This window comes from Novipirellula caenicola (assembly GCF_039545035.1).
Classification (GTDB): Bacteria; Planctomycetota; Planctomycetia; order Pirellulales; family Pirellulaceae; genus Novipirellula; species Novipirellula caenicola.
Map to the genome: position 1 here is coordinate 43,724 of NZ_BAABRO010000009.1, position 22,550 is coordinate 66,273.

16 protein-coding genes are annotated in these 22,550 nt (G+C 56.7%); 12 read left to right on the plus strand and 4 right to left on the minus strand.

What is annotated here, in order from left to right:
- Nucleotides 1-219: 219 nt before the first annotated feature.
- The gene (locus ABEA92_RS17550) at nt 220-1,077 is read left to right on the plus strand and encodes a sugar phosphate nucleotidyltransferase (RefSeq protein ID WP_345685146.1); all 858 of its coding nucleotides are present in this window, start codon (nt 220-222) and stop codon (nt 1,075-1,077) included.
- The gene (locus ABEA92_RS17555) at nt 1,074-4,406 is read left to right on the plus strand and encodes a UTP--glucose-1-phosphate uridylyltransferase (RefSeq protein ID WP_345685147.1); all 3,333 of its coding nucleotides are present in this window, start codon (nt 1,074-1,076) and stop codon (nt 4,404-4,406) included. Before ABEA92_RS17550 ends, ABEA92_RS17555 begins: the two co-directional genes overlap by 4 nt.
- A 116-nt stretch (nt 4,407-4,522) precedes the next feature.
- Here ABEA92_RS17555 and ABEA92_RS17560 read toward each other — a convergent pair whose 3' ends face one another.
- On the minus strand, nt 4,523-5,212 hold the full coding sequence (locus ABEA92_RS17560; protein ID WP_345685148.1) for a DUF480 domain-containing protein: 690 nt from the start codon (nt 5,210-5,212) through the stop codon (nt 4,523-4,525).
- 234 nt (nt 5,213-5,446) lie between these two features.
- Between ABEA92_RS17560 and ABEA92_RS17565 the strand changes: the two genes are divergently transcribed.
- From ABEA92_RS17565 to ABEA92_RS17580, 4 genes are all read left to right on the plus strand, one after another.
- Nucleotides 5,447-7,078: a sulfatase family protein gene (locus tag ABEA92_RS17565; RefSeq protein ID WP_345685149.1), complete on the plus strand. Its 1,632-nt coding sequence runs from the start codon at nt 5,447-5,449 to the stop codon at nt 7,076-7,078.
- A gap of 405 nt (nt 7,079-7,483) precedes the next feature.
- Nucleotides 7,484-8,533 (plus strand): ROK family protein, encoded by a 1,050-nt coding sequence (locus ABEA92_RS17570; RefSeq protein ID WP_345685150.1) that lies wholly within the window; start codon nt 7,484-7,486, stop codon nt 8,531-8,533.
- An 81-nt stretch (nt 8,534-8,614) separates the two neighbouring features.
- Nucleotides 8,615-10,414: a translation elongation factor 4 gene (gene lepA, locus ABEA92_RS17575; protein WP_345685151.1), complete on the plus strand. Its 1,800-nt coding sequence runs from the start codon at nt 8,615-8,617 to the stop codon at nt 10,412-10,414.
- Between the two features lie 344 nt (nt 10,415-10,758).
- Nucleotides 10,759-12,153, plus strand: a complete 1,395-nt coding sequence (locus ABEA92_RS17580) for an ammonium transporter (RefSeq protein ID WP_425572458.1) — start codon at nt 10,759-10,761, stop codon at nt 12,151-12,153.
- Here the strand turns inward: ABEA92_RS17580 and ABEA92_RS17585 are convergent.
- A complete protein-coding gene (locus ABEA92_RS17585; RefSeq protein ID WP_345685153.1) occupies nt 12,150-13,418 on the minus strand; it encodes an MFS transporter in 1,269 nt (422 codons plus the stop codon). The two genes, ABEA92_RS17580 and ABEA92_RS17585, sit on opposite strands and share 4 nt — an antisense overlap.
- Nucleotides 13,419-13,532: 114 nt before the next feature.
- On the opposite strand from ABEA92_RS17585, the gene nth reads away from it, so the two are divergent.
- Nucleotides 13,533-14,186, plus strand: a complete 654-nt coding sequence (nth, locus tag ABEA92_RS17590) for an endonuclease III (protein ID WP_345685154.1) — start codon at nt 13,533-13,535, stop codon at nt 14,184-14,186.
- A gap of 666 nt (nt 14,187-14,852) precedes the next feature.
- On the opposite strand, the gene ABEA92_RS17595 is transcribed toward nth, so the two are convergent.
- Nucleotides 14,853-16,094 (minus strand): BaiN/RdsA family NAD(P)/FAD-dependent oxidoreductase, encoded by a 1,242-nt coding sequence (locus ABEA92_RS17595; RefSeq protein ID WP_345685155.1) that lies wholly within the window; start codon nt 16,092-16,094, stop codon nt 14,853-14,855.
- A gap of 139 nt (nt 16,095-16,233) precedes the next feature.
- On the opposite strand from ABEA92_RS17595, the gene ABEA92_RS17600 reads away from it, so the two are divergent.
- Both ABEA92_RS17600 and ABEA92_RS17605 read left to right on the plus strand, forming a co-directional pair.
- Nucleotides 16,234-17,394: an aminotransferase class I/II-fold pyridoxal phosphate-dependent enzyme gene (locus tag ABEA92_RS17600; RefSeq protein ID WP_345685156.1), complete on the plus strand. Its 1,161-nt coding sequence runs from the start codon at nt 16,234-16,236 to the stop codon at nt 17,392-17,394.
- A 229-nt stretch (nt 17,395-17,623) separates the two neighbouring features.
- Nucleotides 17,624-17,920: a hypothetical protein gene (locus tag ABEA92_RS17605; RefSeq protein WP_345685157.1), complete on the plus strand. Its 297-nt coding sequence runs from the start codon at nt 17,624-17,626 to the stop codon at nt 17,918-17,920.
- Between the two features lie 59 nt (nt 17,921-17,979).
- Here ABEA92_RS17605 and ABEA92_RS17610 read toward each other — a convergent pair whose 3' ends face one another.
- Entirely contained in the window at nt 17,980-20,421 is a 2,442-nt protein-coding gene (locus ABEA92_RS17610) for an ATP-binding protein (RefSeq protein WP_345685158.1), read from the minus strand.
- Nucleotides 20,422-20,450: 29 nt separating this feature from the next.
- Here ABEA92_RS17610 and ABEA92_RS17615 point away from each other — a divergent pair, with 29 nt between their 5' ends.
- From ABEA92_RS17615 to ABEA92_RS17625, 3 genes are all read left to right on the plus strand, one after another.
- Nucleotides 20,451-20,618 (plus strand): hypothetical protein, encoded by a 168-nt coding sequence (locus ABEA92_RS17615; RefSeq protein ID WP_345685159.1) that lies wholly within the window; start codon nt 20,451-20,453, stop codon nt 20,616-20,618.
- A 58-nt stretch (nt 20,619-20,676) separates the two neighbouring features.
- Nucleotides 20,677-21,516 carry a purine-nucleoside phosphorylase gene (locus ABEA92_RS17620; protein WP_345685160.1) on the plus strand — a complete coding sequence of 280 codons (840 nt, stop codon included), beginning with the start codon at nt 20,677-20,679 and terminating at the stop codon, nt 21,514-21,516.
- An 87-nt stretch (nt 21,517-21,603) separates the two neighbouring features.
- The gene (locus ABEA92_RS17625; protein ID WP_345685161.1) at nt 21,604-22,533 is read left to right on the plus strand and encodes a purine-nucleoside phosphorylase; all 930 of its coding nucleotides are present in this window, start codon (nt 21,604-21,606) and stop codon (nt 22,531-22,533) included.
- The last annotated feature ends 17 nt before the right edge of the window (nt 22,534-22,550 follow it).

Consider the following 22,550-nt stretch of genomic DNA (forward strand, 5'->3'; position numbering starts at 1 on the left):
GCTCGTTCTGCGAACTATGCTAGGGACCGATCGAGGGACGTCGCAGGCGTTCCCTCGTAGTGGATTTTGCTAAAAATCCCGCACGCAGGATCTTTTGCAAGATTCGCGACGCCGATTAGCAGGATCTTTAGCAAGATCCACTACGTCCCTGGTTTGTTTTGCATTCAACGATCGGTCCCGTGGATGCCCTTTTCCTCTCTCGTACCCTCGCCATTTGCCATGCAGGTTCACAAGGCTGTTATCACCGCAGCGGCTCCGAAACAGAACACATTGCCGCTGCAACAATTAGTCGACCGCAATGGCGAGACCAAGACGGCGCTGCAATTGATCGTCGAAGAAACGCTCACCGCCGGCATCGAAGACATCTGTGTCGTCATCCAACCTGGGGACCAAGAGGCGTACGAACAAGCCGCTGGGACTCATTTGGCCAGCATCCAGTTTGTCGAACAGCCGGAACCATGTGGCTATGCCGACGCGATCTTTCAAGCCAAATCCTTTGTCGGCGACGAGCCGTTTTTGCATCTCGTGGGTGACCACTTGTACCTCAGCGCATCGGACATCCCGTGTGCAAAGCAGTTGATCAAGATTGCCAAAGAGTTTGAGTGCTCGGTGTCCGCCGTCCAGTCGACTCGCGAAAACAAGCTACCCTACTTTGGCATCGTCAGCGGGCCGCATGTGCCTCGCCGCGATGATTTGTACGAGATCGAAACGGTGGTCGAAAAGCCGACACCAACTTATGCCGAACAAGAACTGGTCACGCCGGGGCTGAGGGCGGGCCATTACCTCGGCTTCTTCGGCATGCACGTGTTGACCGCTGAGGTGATGACGTCGATTGAGCAATTGCTTGCCGATCATGCTTCCGAAAAGCCTTCGCTTTCGGATGCCTTGGCGATGTTGACGTCACGGCAACGCTACCTCGCGTATCGACTGCAAGGTTCACGTTACAACTTGGGTGTTACCTATGGATTGTTGATTGCTCAATTGGCGATCGGATTGTCAGGGCGTGACCGTGATCGGATCTTGACCGAGATGGTCGAATTGCTCGCCACGCGTGCGGAAGGGATGGCGGCTCAATGATTCGTACCGCCACCAACCCGTTGATCGAGATCATCGTTTCGGACGACGATCGGGTGCGTGATCAATCACTCGAATCGGTTTGTCGCGATCAATCGCTAGGTCAATTACTAGAGCACGTCGAAACGCTGGATGCATTTCGTCGCGACGAAGAAAATCTGTATCGCCGCGTGCGGGCGTTATTCTTTTTGTCGGCGATCTACCGGTATCACCTGCCGTCGCGTTTGTCGGTCGAGCAATCGGGGCGGATTCCGTACGAGGGATACGAGCACCTTCTGGCTCGCCGGTTTATGGAAGCAATTGATTGTTTCTTGGCGTTTCAGCAGCAATTCGGCCCGAGTGACGCGCTGGCCAGTGCGTTGTCGCAAGCCTATCACCAGCTCGGGTTTCAAACGCTTGCCGATCAAGTACGCCGTAGCGTTCGCACGGTGCGAGGTAACCAGTGGATGTTTCGCGTCGGCCATCCCGCCGATCACCCATTGCGAATCCGCAGCGAGCTCGTCGAGCTGGATCCCGCGACGGGGACCTCGCCGCTGATGAAAGAAACCACGGCGGTGCGAATGGATTTTTCGCATAGTGCATGGAGCGACATCTTCTTTCTTGGGATGGACTTTCCCGAGGGAGCTCGCGTGCTGAACGTCTCGGTCGACCTCGGAGTGCGTGGGCGAGATTCGCAAACCAAGCCGCCGATCGAGACGTATCTGCGAATCATCGACGAACCGGTGATTCGGTTGACCAGTGTCGATCTCGGCGCGACGACCACGCTGACTTCGATTGCTGAGACCTTCGATTTTGCACGCGACTATTTGGGGCTGCTCAAAGCGGCGTTGATCGCTGCCGGCATCGTCCCGCCAGGGTTAGAGGGTTGCCGTGAATCGATGGAAGACCTGCTGAAGGTCATGCTCGGTCCAGGACGTGGCTTGGAATTGGTCAGCAAGATCAACGATATCCCCAAAGGATCTCGCTTGGCGGTTTCCACCAACCTGCTCGGTTCGTTGATCTCGCTATTGATGCGAGCGACCGGGCAAGTGCACTCGTTGACCGGTCCGCTTAGCGAAGCCGATCGCCGGCTGGTCGCCGCCCGCGCGATTCTGGGCGAATGGCTTGGCGGCAGCGGGGGTGGATGGCAAGATTCCGGCGGCGTTTGGCCCGGCATCAAGCTGATTTGCGGAACCGCTGCGCAAGAGAATGACCCCGAGTTTGGCATCAGCCGCGGACGGTTAATGCCGGTTCACCACGTGTTGGGCAGCGACGAAATATCCGAGGCAACCCGCGACAAGATCCAAAATTCCTTGGTGCTGGTGCACGGCGGGATGGCTCAAAATGTGGGCCCGATTTTGGAAATGGTGACCGAACACTACCTGCTGCGTAGTGAAAAGGAATGGCAGGGCCGAAACGAAGCGATCAAGATTCTTGATGAAGTGGTCGAGTCACTAAAAACAGGTAATATCAAGCAAGTCGGCGATGTCACCACCCGCAATTTCGAAGGGCCCCTGCAGACGATCATTCCGTGGGCAACTAACCGCTTTACCGATTCATTGATCGAGCAGTGCCGCGAGCGATACGGTGACCAGTTCTGGGGATTTTGGATGCTCGGCGGGATGGCGGGCGGCGGCATGGGATTCATTTTTGATCCTAAGATCAAACCCGAAGCCCAGGCATGGCTCGGCGATGCAATGGTCAAAACGAAACGCGACTTGGAAACGTCGCTTCCGTTTGCGATGGATCCGGTGGTCTACGATTTCAAGATCAATGACAACGGCACCAGTTCCGAGTTGCTGTGCGGCAACGACGCGATGCTGCCCGACCGGTATTATGCACTCGTGTTGCCAGCGCTGTTGCGAACACCGCTACGCGATTTGTCGCTGCGAACGCGATCGGAACTCGAGCGGATCAGCAAACGCTGTCACGATGTCGAAACCGGCAGCGCGACTGCGGGAATGTTGTTAGAGAGTATCCTGCCCTCGGCTGCGGTCGAACACTCTAGCGAATCGTCGCTGGGGTCGCTGTTGAATCAAATTGGTTTTGACCGGTTCCAACACGAGCAAATTCGCGCCGATCTGATCAGCGGACGAATCGGGTTGTCACAAAACCGGTTGCCTGCCAACACGATGATCCAAGATGTCAAACCCGAGCATGTCATTGACCTGCGTGAAGGGATTGCTCAGAAGTATGTCGATCTTGGATCGGCAGCAATCAAGTCCGGGAAGGTGGCGGTGGTGACGCTGGCCGCGGGCGTCGGAAGCCGCTGGACCGAGGGGGCTGGGGTCTGCAAGGCGCTTCATCCGTTTTGTCGTTTTGCCGGCCGCCATCGCAGTTTCATGGAGGTGCATCTGGCAAAAAATCGTGCCATCGCCGAACAACTGGATGCCTCGATTCCGCATGTCTTCACTACCAGCCATTTGACCGACCAACCGATTCGCGAATACCTCGATCGCAATGATGCCTTTGGTTTCGGCGACAATTTGATGGTGTCTACCGGGCGAAGTGTTGGGCTGCGGATGATCCCGATGGTGCGTGATTTGCGTTTTTTGTGGGAGGAAACGGCCCAGCAAATCTTGGACGAGCAACAGCAAAAGGTTCGCGAAAGTTTGCGAACGGCGCTGATCGGATGGGCAAAATCGGCAGGCGAGGCCAGTGATTACACCGACAATGTTCCCAGCCAGTGTATTCATCCGGTGGGCCATTGGTTCGAAATCCCCAACATGCTCCGCAGCGGTGTACTGCAGCAGATGTTGCAGCGACAGCCCGAACTGGATTACCTGCTGCTACACAACATCGACACCCTTGGGGCGAACGTCGATCCAGCGTTCTTGGGGCGGCACATCGCTGCGGAAACCACGCTTAGCTTTGAAGTCATCAGCCGCCGATTGGAAGATCGCGGCGGCGGATTGGCGCTTGTCAACGGGCGGCCGCGATTGGTCGAAGGCCTCGCGATGCCCAACGAACAAATCGAGTTCGATTTGACCTTCTACAATTCGATGACGACTTGGATTTCGATCGATGGATTGCTGAAGTCGTTTGGATTGACGCGAGCGGATTTAAGCAACCCTCAGCGTGTGGACCAAGCGATCCGCAGCATGGCGCAGCGGATGCCAACGTACGTCACGCTCAAGGATGTCAAGAAACGCTGGGGCAATGCCCAAGAGGACGTGTTCCCCGTCGCACAGTTTGAAAAACTGTGGGGCGACATGACTGCGATCGCCGATATCAGCAGCTGTTTCTTTATCGCCCCGCTACGTCGCGGCCAACAGCTCAAGGCTCAAGCTCAGCTCGATCCGTGGAAACGCGACGGCAGCGCCGATTACATCGACTCGCTATGCAGGTGGTAAGTCCCGTAGCATAGGCATCCAGCACATGTGGGATGGGCACATGTGGGATAGGCTTCCAGCGTGTCATCCGGTCCCATTGAAACAGTTCAGGCTTTCCCCATGTGCCGCCAATCTCTCTACGACTCGAGTTCTTCGATGCGTTTTTCGAGTTGATCGATTCGCTCGTTGACCGATTCGAGTCTCGCGATCAATGCATCGATCGCCGTGTTGCTGGCCTTGGCCGGTGACGGGGAAGACGACGTGTCCGATGCGGCGGCTTGTTTCTCCAGCCGGGCTTCGAGGTATTGACGTTCCTCGGGCGGATACAGTTTGTGTGCAAACGTTTGCCCACGGCCGGGCGGCGAGAGCGGTTCGACAAGGTCCTTGGCGATCAGCGAGTCGACGACCTCTTGCGTTGCCTTCAAGTCTTCGAGTGCATACATCCGCGAAGCTCGCGTGCGGATTTCGCCCAAGGTTTGGGGCCCGCGAAGCAGCAGTTCGGTCATCACGGCCGCACCGGGGCTATCGACATCGAACCACTCATACGCTGCGTGACGGTACTTGGTCGCTCGTCCGCTGCCTTGGACTTCCCTCGCCGCACCGACGCGTTTTAGCTCTTCAATCGCGGTAAGAACATCGTCCTCGTCCAACTGCAATTGAGGCGAACGGTTGGATTTTTGGTTGCTGCCGCTGATCAGTCCCGACATCGTTAGCGGGTAGCTATCGGGGGTCGTTTTGGCCTTTTCCACCAACACCCCCAACACACGGCGGGCGTTGCGCGAAAGGGCTACTGGTTTGGGCTTCTCTTCACTCGTTTCGTCGGACATGGGTAAAACCGCCTGCTCATGTGAGATGATACGTAAGGGGGATGCCCTGCTATCTTGGCGTTCACGAGGGCGGTTAAGCAACTCCCCCTCTTTCGACAAGTTTGGCAAAGTTTAGCTATCATGTAGGACACTCCTCCGCGGACGTCGGCCTCGAGTTTCAATTTGCTCTACTGAGCTTAGCGCTCGTTTTTCGCGATGTTGCTCCCTACCTCACTTCCACAGGCTTCGTTGACCATGAAACGACTGCTTTCTTGTTTATCACTCGCTCTGTTCTGCGTGATCTCGTCACTTGGCGTTCCGTTGCTCAGCGGTGCTGCCGATCGTCCCAATATCGTGATGGCGTTTGCCGACGATTGGGGGTGTCACGCCAGTGCGTATGGTCGCTTGAAACCAGGGGGACTAGATGATCTTGTCTCGACACCTCATTTTGATTCGGTTGCCGAGCAAGGTGTGTTGTTCACTCGCGCGTTTGTCAGCGCCCCGTCGTGTACGCCGTGCCGCAGTTCGTTGTTATCGGGGCAACATTTTTGGCGATGTGGATCGGCGTCGATCCTGCAGGGAGCCGAGTGGGATTTCGATATTCCCACGTACCCGCTGCTGTTGGAAGCGGCCGGTTACCGGATCGGTCACACGTACAAAGTCTGGAGCCCTGGAACGCCGATCGATGCACCGCATGGCGGGACGGCACGCGGGTTCAATCGCTCGGGACGCAAGTTCAATGGGTTTTCGCAGAATGCGATGAAGGGGGACGATCCAGAGGCTCGAAAAGCCGAGTTGTTGGACGAAGTTCGTGGCAATTTGCTCTCGTTTCTCGATCCAAACGGGGACCAAAAAGTCGATGGTGAAGCACCGTTTTGTTACTTCTTTGGACCCACGAATTGTCATCGTAAATGGGTTGCCGGCAGTGGCAAAACGTTATGGGGAATCAACCCCGATGATTTCGCAGGCAAGATTCCGCCGTACTTGCCCGATGTCCCCGTCGTTCGTGAAGACTTTGCCGATTACTTTGGTGAGATACAAGCGTTTGACGCGGGGTTGGGAGTGATCATCGATGAACTAAAGCGGCTGGGCGTTTACGACAACACGATCCTGGTGGTCAGCGGCGATCATGGTTTTCCCGGCGTCACGCGAGGCAAATGCAACTTGTATGATTTCGGCACTCACGTCCCGTTGGCGATTCGTTGGCCTGCGGGCATGAAAAAGCAAGGCCGCGTGGTGGATGATTTTGTTTCGCTGCCGGATCTTGCTCCCACCTTCTTAGAAGCGGCCGGGGTTGCGATTCCTGACACGATGACTGCGAAATCGTTGATTCCGGTGTTGGCAAGTGAAAAATCGGGTTCGGTCGATGCAAGCCGCGACGCCGTGTTCACCGGTCGTGAACGGCACGTTGCTTCCGCTCAGCCTGATTACACGCCGTATCCCCAACGGGCGATTCGCACCGATCGACATTTGTTGATCATCAACTTTGCACCGGAGCGATGGCCGATGGGCAGCGGGCCGGGGTTTGGCGAACCGGCCACAAAGATGCCAAAGCTTGCCAATTGGCGTGAGGACACGGGCGTCGGTTTTCGAGACATGGATGGCAGCCCCACCAAGGCTTGGATTGTGATGCATCGCGATTCGAATCCCGAGTTGTTCGATTTTGCCTTCGCCCGACGTCCACGCGTCGAGTTGTACGATGTCCAAAAGGATCCGCACTGGATGAACAACTTGGCGGAGGATCCCGAATCGCAACCGATACGCCAGCAGCTCGAGTCGCGGTTGATGTCCGAGCTCAAACGGACCGCCGATCCACGGGTGTCGGACAACGTGATTTTCGAGTCCGCGGAATTCACCAAGCCGTACGTGAGGACGAAAAAGAAATAGCCGATGAACCGCCGCGTTGCTATCAAATGCCGCCATTTTTTCCCGGCAAACCCTAACCCGACGCGTCAGCGAGGGACCGAGAAAATATCGAGAATCCCTCGCTTACGCTTCGGGTTGTGATAAAGCCGCAGCTTCAAAAAGCGTCAGCGAGGGACCGCCTCAAGATAAAGATTCCCCGGCTCACGTTTCGGGTTATCAATGAATTGGTTCTTTTATTGGGCCAGACGTCTTTGCCTGTGCCGGTCGATCACGCTATCAACCGGCCCTTATGCGGCGGGTTAGGACGTGGTGATGGTCCGCACGGGGGATCACGGTTTGCGGGAGAGAGTTGTCCGTTGTGGCAATTTGTCCCCCTTCTTATACTGCCCTGCGAACTGCGAATTCCAACTAACACACGATCGTGCCATGTCTGATACCCCGAACATTACCGATATATCCGACGCCACGGCGCCCTTTTTCTGGGGCATCGATATTGGGGGCACCTCGATCAAGATCGGGTTGGTCGACGACGAAGGACGCACCTTGGCTTTCGAGCGGTTGCCGACCCGGGAATCCGAAGGCCCCACGGCGGCAATGCAGCGGATTGCGGCGGTGATTCAAGACATCGAAGGGCAACTTGGTATCTCGGATAAAGTGCGGCGAGTTGGATTGGGGGCACCGGGGCCGATGGACCTGGCGGCCGGCTACCTTGTCGCGCCGCCTCAGCTACCGAGTTGGTGGGACTTTCCGATTCGCGACACGATCGCAAAGATGCTCGAGCGGCCGGTTTCGTTTCTAAACGACGCCAATGCGGCGGCCTACGGCGAATTCTGGCTCGGTAGCGGGCGGAATGACCAATCGATGCTGCTGTTGACGCTCGGCACCGGCGTCGGTGGCGGGATCATCATCGAAGGTGAATTGGTCAACGGCACGAACAGTTTCGGTAGCGAATGTGGCCATATTGTCGTCGATCCCTCGCCCACGGCCCAGTTATGTGTGTGGGGCGGTGGACGAGGCCAACTCGAGGCCTATGCGTCGGCCAGCGCGGTGGTCCAGCGGACTCGGCAACGATTGACCGAGGGAGCCAAGAGTTCGCTAAGCGGTCTGCTTGGTGGCGGCGACAGCGAATTGACTGCGAAACGCGTTTATGAAGCCGCCAAAGAAGGGGACCCGTTGGCGTTGGAAATTATCGATGACACCGCCCGTTGGCTTGGGATTGGATTAACGACGTTGATTCACACCCTTGATCCCGGCTCTGTGGTGCTCGGTGGCGCCATGAACTTTGGCGGAGCGAATTGCTGTATCGGCAAGCGGTTTTTGTCCAAAATCTCAGAGGAATTTCGTGTTCGCACCTTCGAGAATGTGTTCGAGGGAACGACAATTACGTTCGCAACGCTGGGGGGCGACGCCGGATACTTGGGAGTCGCCGGTTACGCCCGACGTCAATACAACAAAGATCACGGCGTCAAAAAGTAAGGCTTCCTTCACGTCGATTTCGCGAGTCTGTCTCGTTTCACCCGCTTCTTACCTCGGCCTTCAAACGGCCAAAGAACCAATATGTCAGCCCACATTCGTAACTTTTGCATTATCGCCCACATCGACCACGGCAAGAGCACCTTGGCGGATCGCTTGTTGGAGCATACCGGCACCGTCACGCTGCGTGAAATGAAATCGCAGTTGCTTGATGATCTGGCGCTCGAGCGTCAACGCGGGATCACGATCAAGGCACGAGCGGTGACCATGCGATTCAAGCGTGGCGGCAAGGATTACGAACTGAACCTGATCGACACGCCCGGTCACGTCGACTTTCACTACGAAGTCTCGCGGTCGTTGGCGTGTTGCGAAGGCGCGCTGTTGTTGGTCGATGCGTTTCAAGGGGTCGAGGCGCAAACGGTGGCCAATGCCTACGCAGCGATGGAGCACGAATTGAAGATCATCCCGGTGATCAACAAGATCGACTTGACGCATGCGCGGCCCGACGAAGTGGCCGAAGAAATGATGAATTCCTTGGGAACCGATCCCGATGAGTGTGTCCGAGTCAGTGCAAAAACTGGGGTCGGCGTCGATGAATTGTTGGACGCGATCATCGAGCGAATTCCCGCGCCGACCGGCGATCCTGAAGCTCCGCTTCAAGCGATGGTCTTCGATTCCAACTATGACGATTTCCGTGGTGCGATCACGTATATCCGCGTGATGAACGGCACGGTTCGCAAAGGCCAAAAGATTCGCTTCTTGCGAGCGGGTTCGGTGCATGATGTGATCGAGTTGGGGCGTTTTGCACCCGCACGCGAATCGTGCGACGAACTAAAGGCCGGCCAAGTAGGCTACTTGATCTGCAACATCAAAAGTCTTGGTGACGTGCATATCGGCGACACGGTGGGACCGGCGGGCAAAGACCTCGTGCAGCCTCTGCCCGGCTATTCACGCCCCAAACGAATGGTTTATTGCGGGTTGTTCCCGAGCGATGGCCAAGATTTCACCGAGCTGCGTGATGCACTCGAGCGGTTGTCGATCAATGATCCCAGCTTTGAATTTGAACCCGAAACCAGCGAAGCCCTTGGGTTCGGGTTCCGCTGTGGCTTCCTCGGTTTGTTGCACATGGAAATTGTGCAGCAGCGATTGGAAAACGAATCGGACGTGGACTTGGTGCAAACCGCACCGAACGTCACGTACGAAGTCGTCAACAAACGGGGCGAGACATTGACGATCCACAAACCGCAAGACGTTCCGGATCCAGGGGACATCGAAGAATTCCGCCAACCGATCGTTCGCTGTAGCGTGATCGTGCCCAACGATTTCATCGGCGCAGTGATGAAGCTTTGCCAAGAGCGTCGGGGAATCCAGAAGTCGCAAGAGTACCTCGGTGCCCAACGCGCGATGTTGACGTACGACATCCCGCTGGCCGAAGTCGTTTACGATTTGCACGACAAGATCAAAAGCTGCACCAAAGGCTACGGCACGCTCGATTACGAGATGGTTGGATACGAACCCGCTGATCTTTGCCGGATGGACATCATGGTCAACGGCAACCGTGTCGACGCGCTCAGCGTGGTGTGTCACCGTGCGGATGCCGATCGTCGCGGTCGAGCGGTGGCGAAAAAATTAAAAGCCGAGATCGAACGCCACATGTTCGAAGTCGCGGTGCAAGCGGCAATTGGAAGCCGCGTGATCGCTCGCGAGACCGTTCCTGCAATGCGAAAAAACGTGACTGCGAAATGTTACGGCGGTGACATTACGAGAAAGCGTAAATTGCTGCAGAAGCAAAAAGAGGGCAAGAAGCGAATGAAGGCGATTGGCAACGTTGAAATCAGCCAAAAAGCCTTTATGGCCGTATTGAGCGACTCCGAAGGAGGTTAAATCTCCGGGGGGCATTTCCCTACGCTTCTAGCGGACGCTCACTCGCATTATCCTTATTGTTCAATTTTAGGTGCCGGCGGAGGCACCGCGTTCCAATTAACAACGGTTCATCACGTTAGGGCAGGTGTCCCATTCTCGCGGATGGGAACAAAGGCGGCCTGGACTCAACGCGATCAAGATTCCCCGAGCGCGGGCGTTGTTACGGTGGTAAGCACTTCTAGAGGATCAATACGGTGAAGCAGACATTACTTATCGGGGGTTTTTTGGCGTTGCTGTCTTTCGCCGCCCAGCCTAGTTCGATCGCTGTGGCGCAAGACGACGTAGCGGTGGTGGTTGCGGAAGATGTGGCGGCGGATAGTCCCGGAACCCTTTCCATCGACGAACCACTTGCCTCGGATTCCGAGGTCGCTGAGGCTACCCCGGCTGAACTGGAGGAAAAAATTGCTGCAGCCGCGTTGGCCGGCCACAACGCGTGGATGTTGACCAGTTGTGCGTTGGTGCTGTTCATGACCGCGCCTGGTTTGGCGATGTTCTACGGAGGTTTGGTTCGCCGCAAAAATGTGCTCAGCGTTTTGATGCAGTGCATCTTTCTGATGGGCATGATGACGGTGCTGTGGGCTGTGGTCGGATACTCGTTGTCCTTTGGCGGTTCCGGTGCTTGGGTTGGCAACTTTGACTATCTGTTTATGAACGGGGTGCAGCGCTACTGGAGCGATGCTGCCGGTGGTCCGGTCACACCGATGTACACCGAGGATATTCAGATCCCAATGCTCACCCACATGCTGTTTCAAGGCATGTTCTTTATCATCACTCCGGCACTGATCTGTGGAGCGTTCGCCGAGCGAATGAAGTTCAGCGCGATGGCCGTTTTCTCGTTGCTATGGGGTTTGCTGATTTATTGCCCGTTGTGCCACTGGGTCTGGGACGGCGGCATCTTGGCGTACGGTTCGGAGCACGCATTGGCAGGCGGCGCACTCGATTTCGCCGGCGGCACGGTGGTGCACATCAGTAGCGGAATTTCGGCATTGGTTGCCGCCATTTTGATCGGGCCTCGTATGGGGTATCTGCGAGAACCGATCCAACCTCACAATCTTGCCTTCACCGCGTTGGGCGCTGCGATGCTGTGGGTAGGCTGGTTCGGTTTCAACGCAGGCAGCGAATTGTTGTCTGATGATTTGACCAGCAGTGCATTTGCCGTCACTCACTTTTCCGCCGCCGCCGGTGCATTGGCGTGGGTGCTGACCGAATGGTGCATCCTGAAGAAACCGACCGTGCTGGGCGCAAGCAGCGGCGCGGTCGCTGGTTTGGTTTGCATCACTCCGGCTGCTGGGTTTGTGCAACCCATGCCGGCGTTGTTGATGGGCGCCCTGGCAGGTGTCGTTTGCTACTTTGCTTGTAGTAAGCTGAAACACGCGTTGCGATACGATGATGCACTTGACGCGTTTGGCGTCCACGGTGTCGGCGGTACGCTCGGGGCTGTGTTGACAGGCATTTTTGCCACACGAGCGTGTTGGAATATCGCGGGTGAAAGCAAGCTAGGATTGATCGAAAGCGGTGATCCGAGTTTGTTGATCGGCCAAGTGGTCGCCATCGTCGTCACGTATGCATTCGCGGGAGTCGGCAGTTTGATTCTGCTGAAATTGATCGACGCCGTCATTGGGTTACGTGTCCACGCCGAGAGCGAGCAACGTGGTTTGGACATTACCGACCATGGCGAAGAAGGTTACACGTTCGCTTAGGTATCACCGACGCGGAATAACAAACTCACTGCAGCCGTGATCGTCAAGATCGCGGCTGCGGTCGTTTGTGCGGTCGTGATCGACGTTGCTTCGGCGAGTTGACCCCACACGATCGATCCGGTGGTCATCGAAAACGCCATCGCCGTCAAATAGCATCCCATGCCGCGGGCTCGCATGCGAGCAGGAAGTGTCATCTGAGCGGTGGAGTTTAACGTCGTCAATGTCATCATCCACGTCGCACCCATCAGCAAGGTGGCGACGCATACGATCGCCGTTCCGGTGGTGTTGGCGAGCGTGGCTAATCCGATTGCAAAACCGACCATCGCGATGGCAATCGTTTGGTCAGCGCCACGATGCCGTTGGAAATGAGGCAGTGTCCATGCGGCAAACACCGCTCCGACACCGACGCAGCCCACCAGGAAACCAAACCCGCTGGCACCCCAGCCGAGATGTTGTTTTGCCACCAATGGCAACAGCGACCACAGCGCACTGCCGGGCAACACGAACAACACCACCCCGAGGATTGTGTGCCGCATTGCCACGGTTTTGGCAACGTAGCGAAGCCCTTGATACAGCGACAAGCGAAACGACAATCCACGCGACGATTCACGGCGTGTTCGTTTCCATGACAATAAAACGGTCAACACTCCGGCGAACGACAAGGCGTTGATCGCGAACGCGGTCCACACGCCGGCCATTGCAATCAAGATGCCGCCCAAGGCCGGACCGACTGCACGCGCGAGATTGAAGCTGATGCTGCCCAGCGCCACCGCGCGAGCGAGCTGGGTTTTGGGAACCAGCTCGGGGATCGATGCCTGCCAGATCGGGACGTGCACGACCATGCCCAAGCCAATGACAAATGTGAACACCAACAGCAGTTTGGCGGTGATCATGTCGCTAAAGGTCAGCGACGCCAGCGTCGCAGTGCAGGCACAAAGGACAAATTGTGTGCCGATCAGCATTCGTCTGCGATCGATGCGGTCGCCCAACACACCGACGGGAATGGCTAAAAAAATAATCGGAGCCGCCATCACGGTTCGTACGGCGGCCACCATTTCCGGCGAGGGGTCCAAGCTGGCCATCAGCCACCCCGCTCCCACTTCGTGAATCCAAGTGCCAAGATTCGAAGCGAGCGATGCAAACCAAAACGCGCGGTACAGTGGGATTTGCAGCGGGGCCCAAGCCGACGACGATGTCAGGGTACGGGCGGCGAATGCACCGGCCAACGTCTTAACCTTGTTCCGACCGCGGTCATCTCGATCCATCAAGCAATTCCTCGACGCGGGGGGCCAGAGATGGTAGAAGTTCCCTCGAAAGACAACAAAACGTAAATGACAAGCGAGTCCCAACGGGGTTCGCCATCGCAGGATAACGAATTAGTGAAGAAACAGGAACGAGCCGACCGTGTGCGGCAAAAACTCAGTCAGCTGTACCCGAATCCCCCCATCCCGCTGGACCACACCGATGAGTTCACGCTGTTAATTGCGGTCTTGTTGAGTGCGCAGTGCACCGACAAGAAGGTCAACGAAGTGACGCCCGAATTGTTCGCTGCCGCGGGCACGCCTCAGGCCATGGTAGAGTTGGGGCAAGAAGAAATCTTGCGTTTGATTCGTCCGATTGGTTTGTCGACCAACAAATCCAAAGCCATCTACAAGTTGTCGCAACTGTTGCTCGAACGCCATCAAGGCAAGGTGCCGCGAACCTTTGCCGAGCTCGAAGCACTACCCGGCGTTGGACACAAAACGGCATCGGTCGTGATGGCTCAAGCATTCGGGGTTCCGGCGTTCCCCGTGGACACTCACATCCATCGACTCGCACAGCGATGGGGGCTGTCCAGCGGCAAGAGTGTGGTTGATACCGAGCGGGACTTGAAAAAGTTGTTTCCAGAATCGTCGTGGAACGATCTGCATCTGCAAATCATCTACTACGGTCGCGAGCACTGCACCGCGCGAGGCTGCGACGGCACCAAATGCGGGCTGTGTGTCGAGCTATATCCCAATCGCAAAAAAGCCGTCATCTGGAACAAACCCTAGTAGCGGAAGTCGTCAAGACTTTCGACCGGTCAGCCCTCCCGTCGTGCCGAAAACTTCTCCGGAGCCTGTGGATCTGAACGAAATGCAAATTGCATTGGTGAGCCGCGGGCCGTAAGGCACCGGGTAGCGCGCGGGACCCGGCCGCTGACGCGTCGCGGCTCAGTAAATCAACAACCCGTCAAGACTTTCGGCAAACCGGCCCCCCTTCGTCGTAGCGGAAGTCGTCAAGACTTTCGACCGGTCAGCCCTCCCGTCGTGCCGAAAACTTCTCCGGAGCCTGTGGATCTGAACGAAATGCAAATTGCATTGGTGAGCCGCGGGCGGTAAGGCACCGGGTATCGCGCGGGACCCGGCCGCTGACGCGTCGCGGCTCAGTAAATCAACAACCCGTCAAGACTTTCGGCAAACCGGCCCTCCCTTCGTCGTAGCGGAAGTCGTCAAGACTTTCGTCCGGTCAGCCCTCCCGTCGTAGCGAAAACTTCTCCAGAGCCTGTGGATCTGAACGAAATGCAAATTGCATCGGTGAGCCGTGGTCCGTAAGGCACCGGGTAGCGCGCGGGACCCGGCCGCTGACGCGTCGCGGCTCAGTAAATCAACAACCCGTTAAGACTTTCGACAAACCGGCCCCCCTTTGTCGTAGCGGAAGTCGTCAAGACTTTCGACCATTTACTCCACCGTCGCTGCCGCGATTCCCGCGGCTCGGCCCGTGCTGAATGCGGCTTGGAAATTGTATCCTCCGATCCAGCCATCGACGTCCAGCACTTCGCCTGCGATGTAGAGTCCCTTGACGACTCGGCTTTCCATCGTTCGCGGATTGACCTCTTTCAAGTTGACTCCGCCTGCGGTTACTTCGGCTTTACTGAACCCGCGAGTCCCGGTGATCGGCAACGCCAATTGTTTGATACCGGTCACCGTCGCTCGGCGACCCGCCTTGGTCAATTCAGCAATCGTCGGGTCACCACACATCTCATGGGCCAATGAAGTTGCCAGTCGGCTCGGCACCCATTGGCTCAATACATTGGAAAGCCGACGTCGTCCTGCACCGCCTGCGGTATTACACAAAGTCGCTTCGATCGCTTCTGCCGGTACGTCGGGCGCCATATCCAGTTGCACGCGAACGCGATCGAGTTTTTCAGTCAGCGTGACAATCCGGCTGACGTCCATCGCCGCGGGGCCTGAAAAGCCGAAGTGCGTGAACAACCATGACGATCGCCGACTCATCGACTGTTTCGATTTCTTCGCTTCGGAGGTTTGGTTTTCCGCTGTCACGACGCAGTCCTCCAGCGTGATTCCCGACAGCGCCTTGGTCCACTCGAAACCGCCAGTCAGCGGCACCAACGCAGGGCGGGTGTCGACGATCGAATGCCCGAGTTGTTCGAGCCAGCCATAACCATCGCCGGTGGTTCCACAGCCAGGCCAACTTCGGCCTCCGGCGGTCACGATCACGCGATCCGCGGTGTAGGTCTCGTCGTCCGTTTCGACCTGCCAATGCTCGTCGCTTCGAATCAGTCGTTGGACCGATTGTTGGCGAATGATTTGCACACCGGACTCGACCGCTTGCCGCTGCAACGCATCACGTACTTCGATCGCACGGTCGCTTTGCGGAAAGACTTTGCCGGTGCTTTCGACCTTGGTTGCGACCCCCAAATCGGCAAACATACGCACAACTTCCGACGGCGGAAACGCGCCGATGGTCGGCTGCAAGAAACGCGAGGCGTGTCCAAAGCCAGGCAAAATTCCGCGTGCGTCGGTGTCGTGAGTGACATTGCAGCGAGTCCCTCCGGACATCAGGATTTTAACGCCTGTCTTGGTGTTCTTTTCCAGCAAGATGACGTTGGCACCGCGTTTTGCCGCTTCTGCGGCCGCGACCATTCCAGCGGCACCGGCACCAATGACGACGATTTGCATGAGGGATTCGTGTGAGCGAAAAAAGGGAGCAAGAAGGAGGCAGGACGCCGTGCGCGACGTATGGCTTGTCCGCCAATCGGGCTTATCATAACCTGGGCGAAACATTCCTACGACGCCCACTTCCCGCATCGCGATCGTTATGCCCTCGTTTGATTATCTCGCTAACCGACTTGCCCAGTGGAGCTCGCAGCATCGCTTGCGAACGCTGGTGCCTCGGCAACCTCAAGGCGTCGAGTTTGTCGATGCGGCTGGTCGGCGGCTGGTCAATTTCGGCAGCAATGATTATCTCGGTTTGGCGACATCCGGGTTGCCGATTGCGTCGCTTCCCCGCGAGAGTGGCAGCACCGCCAGTGCGTTGGTGTGTGGGTGGACCCCACTGCATCACCAGCTTGCCGAGACGATCGCGGAGCTCGAGTCAACCGAATCGGCGGTGTTGTTCCCCAGCGGTTATGCCGCCTGCAGTGGTACGGTGGCCACGCTCGCCGAAGCAGGCGATTTGATCCTCAGCGACGCGCTGAATCATGCCTCGCTAATTGATGGTTGCCGGTTGTCGCGAGCCGAATGCGTTGTGTATCCGCATCGTGATCACGAATTTGTCGCCAGCGTGTTGAAACAGCGGCGGCACGAATTCACGCGAGTTTGGATCGTGACCGATGGCGTGTTTAGCATGGATGGTGATGTCGCTCCGTTGGTTGAATTGTGTGACGTTGCCGATCCCTTCGACGCATCGCTCATTGTCGATGAAGCGCATGGCACGGGGGTATTGGGGGAAATGGGCAGTGGTCTGTGTGAAGCCTTGGGCGTCAAGGATCGCGTGGCGATCCGGATTGGCACGCTCAGCAAAGCGATCGGATGCCAAGGCGGTTTTGTGGTGGCGCCCAAGGTGGTGACAGACTATTTGGTCAACCGATGTCGTTCGCTAATCTTCAGCACGGCGCTAGCTCCGTCGACCGTCGCCGCCTCGATCACCGCATTTGAATCACTAAACAGCGAACCCGAGCGTCGCCATCGAGTGCAGTCACTTGCACAACATGTGCGCGAGCAATTATCGATATCGACATCGTGTGCGATCGAGAACTCGGTTCCGATCGTGCCCCTGATTATCGGCGAGGATGCCGACGCGATGGCGGCAGCTGAGACGCTGGCCGAAGCAGGCTTTTTCGTCCCTGCGATTCGTCCGCCGACGGTCCCACCCGGCACCGCACGCCTAAGGTTATCCCTGTCGGCATCGCACAGCGACGCCATGGTCGAATCCCTGCTCCGTGCCATCAAAAAGAGCGGCATCCTCACCGTGGGATAGGCTTCCAGCCTGTCATAAGTCCTATCTCCCACCGTCTTAGCTGTTTTCACCATTTTAGCCCGGAGGGCGTTACAGTGAATGCCGGTGGTATCAGCCACCGGATGGTAGCGGCATCGATCCGTAGAGCAGCCCGGAGGGCGACACAGGGCCGCGAAGCTATGCCGTGGCCTGACAACCACGGCAATGTATATGTCGCCCGCTGGGCTACATTCCCATTACAATGCTGCTCATGAAAACACAACGACAAATCGTAATGGGTATCTCGCTTGACGCTGCGGGGCAGGCGACGATTGATCCTTCGCTGAATGATGTCTTGTTCGACCTTGCTCTGAGCCTCGAGTCGCCCACCGATTTACCGGTCGATATCGAACATGTCGTGGCCGCGATCGTGATCGCGGCGCAACACAGCCAACTCAGTGCAGACCACGTCCTCACCGCAGACGATGCTGAACTGATCGAGATTTTGACGCCGCATGTGAAGTCGGTATTTGAGCTCTACGGCGGGCGGCTTGGTCGCGATGAGTGAGAACCCGGCAGTGGTAAATGTGTTTACGCCATGATCGCGGAGCGATCAGCGACAATGGATCATTCGAACAGCTTGGTGGCGATGCCGGCCGAGTCGACGGACCAGGGGGTCCAGAGGACGATTGGGTCGGTGACTTTCAGGTCGCTTTTTCGCGGCGCGACGACGGTGGTGTCAAGCTGCAAGTTCTTGACGTCAAACTTTTCGCTCAGCACCGCGATCTCTTCTTGTAGCTCTTCGTCCAACTCGGTCATCTCCAGTGCCAATTCGCGAGCGGTTTCTTGGGCGCGAGTAACGTCGGCCCGCTGTTGAGCCGCTCGACCCACGCCTCGCGCGGCCGTCGACATTTTCGAAACGTTCGTCCGACTTGCGACCTTGTTACCAAGGAACGCGCCCAAGATAGAGGCGCCGAAGGACAGCACCGTCGACAATTTTGCTTGCGAGTACTGTTCTTCTTCCACCGCGATTCGGTCGTTGGCTGCTTTCAAACGTTTATCCAACGCTTTCATCTTTGTCGCAAACTTGTCACGCAGTTTTTCAGTTTCTAAGTCCCGCTCTTCGCGCGCTGCTTGTTGAAAAAACGCTCTCGCTTGTCCTTCATCGAGTCCTCCGGGAGCGTAGTTGCCGATCAACGGACTCTTGTAAAGCGTCATCGCATAATGCCGGTACAGGAAATCCTTGAACTGTTTTTCGTAGCTTTTGAATTTCTTGGCGTTTCGCAATTCATTCGGCAGGTCGCTGAATACGTACTCCTCGTCCGCTTGGTCCGAAAGCTCGGCGTCCTCGGGAATCGGCTCGCTCGCCTGCCACAATTCGTCGGGAACTCCGCTACCACATCGCACGATCAGTTTTACATCTTGCCACGAGTCGAGATCGGCCGATGCACGGACGTGATGCAGCGTGCCTTCGGCGTAAACGGCGGGTCGGTAAACAAGCCGGCTGCCGTCGAGTGCGGACTCGGTGGCGACAAGGAATTTCTCCTTCACGCCACTCGGGACAACCGGTCGAGTCGGCGTCGAGGAAGTGTCGTCAAGTGTTTCGGTGTTGGCTTCTTTGCGTTGGTCTTGCAGTTTCTTTTTGCGGTCGGCCATCAGGCGACCGATTTGGTCGCGGGCCAGTGGTCCGGCCAAAAACGACAGCGCCCAGCGAGTTTGGAAGGTGCTCGGGGCGTCATCGTGAACATTGTTCATCAGGAAGACGCGATTGCCGAGCGCCGCGAGTTTCTGTTCCATCGCGGCACGATCAAACGGTTGGCCTGATTGGGCTGCGGATCCCTCAAGTCCTTCGAGCACACGTGCTTTATCGCGTTCGGTTTGCAATCGCCCTAGAAACCATGTGCCGATGTTCGAGAGTCCTTTGTAGTCCAGGTCGACTGGGTTTTGCGTCGCCAGCGTGATGCCTAGACCGAAGGCGCGTGCTTGTTTCAGCAGTGTTAACATCGGAGGTTTCGATGGCGGATTGGAAACCGGCGGAAAGTAGCCTGCGACTTCGTCCATGTAAAACATCGCTCGCAGCGAACTGGTGCCGCTCTGGGTTCGCATCCACGCCAGCAGTTCGTTCAGCAGGATGGTGACGAAAAACATTCGCTCGCTGTCGGTCAGATGGGCGATCGAAAGGATCGTGAGTCGCGGTTTGCCCTCGTCGGTGTAAAGCAATTTGGATATCGATAGTGGTTCTCCTTCGAGCCATGTCGAAAACGCGGGCGATGCAAGCAAGTTGTTCAATTGCATCGCCAACTTGGCCCGATCCGATGAGGACATGAACGAGTCCAAATCGAGCACGCCGACTCGCTGGATCGGGGGTGATTGGATCAATCCGATCAGGTCGCCGATGTTGACGTTTTTGCCATCGCGCCAACAGACATCCAAGATCGACGAGATCAAGATGTGTTCACGCGATAGCAGCGGATCGGCGTTGATTCCCATCAGTGTCAATAGTCCCGATGCCGCACCGGTGATTCGTTCACGCATTGCATCCGAGTCGTTAAGCAGTTCCGGCGGCGGTGCATCAAAGCTTTTCAGCACCGTCATTGGGATTCCCGCATTGCTGCCCGGGGTATAGATCGCAATGTCAACGCTGTCGCGGAATTTTGCGATCCGCTCGCCGTCTTGTCCCCAGCTGGCCAACCCCTTTCGCCACGTCGTTGCTTTGTCGGCTGCCAATTCGTCGAGCGTCATGGCTTTGCGGGTCGCTTCGCCGGAATCCAACCACGGTTTGAAATCTTCCGGCTGCAGTTTGGGAAAGGTCAGCAACAGGTTGCCCAAGTCGCCTTTGGGGTCCACGCAGATTGCGGGGATGCCATCGATCGCGGCCTCTTCCAACAGCGAAAGACACAGGCCGGTTTTGCCGCTGCCGGTCATCCCCACACACATCGCATGCGTGCACAGATCCTTGGCGTCGTACATCAGCAAATCATCGCTGAGTTTGTCATGGGCAAGATCGTAATGGCGACCGAGATAAAACGAGGCCAGTTTCTCGAAAACATCGGGAGAGGGAGATGACATGGCTAACGTGATGTCCAACGAGTGAGAAAATGAGCGAACGAGAAACCAGCAAACAACAAGCGAACTCGATGGATCACGATCACTATCGATTTGGCAAGGGATTGTTGGTGCACGTGGCGGATCCGTTGTCCGCCCACGCATTGGTAAATCTTAACCGAAAAAGGGATGGTCGCGGACGACGCTCGGGCGCGCTATGATACCGACCTTCGACTGGCACGCCCTTTCCTCTTCTGCCTCCTTTTTGACGACACTGCCATGCTTGATTTGTTCGACAAGATTGAAGACGCTTGTAAAAAAATTCGAAGTGAGTTTTCTAAAACGCCGAAGGTCGGTATCATCTTGGGCACCGGGCTGGGCGGACTTGCCGAACAGATCGAAGTCGAAGCCTCATTCGAATACGGGGACATTCCCCATTTCCCGACTTCGACGGCAACAAGCCATCGAGGACGCTTGGTATGCGGGCAATTAGCCGGCGTACCAGTCGTGGCCATGGAGGGCCGTTTTCATCAATACGAAGGCTACCCTCTAAAGCAAATCACGCTTCCGGTCCGCGTCTTCAAAGCACTCGGTGCCGAGATGCTTGTCGTCAGTAACGCGTGTGGCGGTTTGAATCCTTATTTTTCAAACGGCGACATCATGGTCATCGAAGACCAAATCAATTTGATGGGCGACAACCCTCTTATTGGTGTCAACGATGATCGATTGGGGCCTCGCTTTCCCGATATGTGCGAACCGTACGATCAACAATGGATCGATCGCACAATGGAATTGGCTCGCCGCGAATCGATTCCCATTCATAAAGGCGTCTTTGTTGCGGTCACCGGACCTAATCTCGAAACGCGTGCCGAGTATCGTTTTCTGAGAATGATTGGTGCCGATGTCGTCGGGATGAGCACGGTTCCCGAAACCATCGTCGCGGTACACTGCGGGCTGAAAGTGGTTGGGCTGAGTGTGATTACCGACATGTGTTTGCCCGACGCGCTCAAACCTGCCGACGTAAGCGAAATCATTGCGACGGCAAATGCCGCGGCACCGAAATTGGAAACGTTGGTTCGCGGGATCGTCAGCGAAGCTGGCCAAGTCCGCATCGCGTAGTGCAGTTATTTACTTTGCGTCACCCGCGGTCAAAACGGACAAGTCACGGAATGGTTGACGTCCAGCATGACTTTTAAGAGCAACAGGATGCGGCAAAATCGTTTCATGGATGATCTCTCCAACGAGAACCGCTATCTCGATCACGTCGATCAGGCAGCTCAGTTTCTGCGTCGCCAATCCGATCGCGTCCCTGCCGTCGCAATCATTCTAGGCAGCGGGCTCGGCGGATTGGCCGAAAAAATCCAATATCCGGTGGCAGTCCCTTTTCCGGACATTCCTGGGTTTGCCGCGTCGACGGCGTCAGGGCACCGTGGTCAACTCATTTTGGGGGAATTGGAACAGACGCTCGTGGTGGCCATGGCCGGCCGCTTTCATCGTTACGAAGGTTGGAGCCGAGCAGAGGTCTCGTTTCCCGTGCATGTGATGGCCCGACTCGGCGCGACACAGTTGGTGGTCAGCAACGCCGCAGGCGGAGTGAACCCAAAGCTGAAAGTCGGCGATATCGTGGTGATTCGCGATCATTTGGACTTTATGCGAGGCGGGTTTGGGGTTGCGAATTTGCCTTCATTTCATTTGGATGTTCCTGCGGACGTTTCCGAAGTTTCGCCGCTGCGTCATGGTGATGTTTATGATCGCGAGTTGTCCGCGATCGCGATGCAGGCGTCACGCGAGAGTAACTTCGCCGCATACGAGGGGACTTATTTGGCGACGCTTGGACCCAATTACGAAACACGAGCCGAATACCGAATGATGCGGCGAATCGGGGCCGATGTGGCTGGGATGAGCACGGTTCCTGAGGTTTTAGCCGCTGCGAACTTGGGAATGCGAACGTTAGGATTGTCGATGGTCAGCAACGTGGCGAACCCCGATTCGGCGGTTGCTGCGAGTCATGATGAAGTTCTCGCTGCAGGCCGCGCCGCAGAAGGTAAAATGGAAGCGATCGTCCGCGCGGTGTTGCGAAATACCTGCTCGCACTCGACAGGATTGCCCGCCTCCAATGCAGGCCAGTCCAAGTAAATGCATTGCTCATGCGG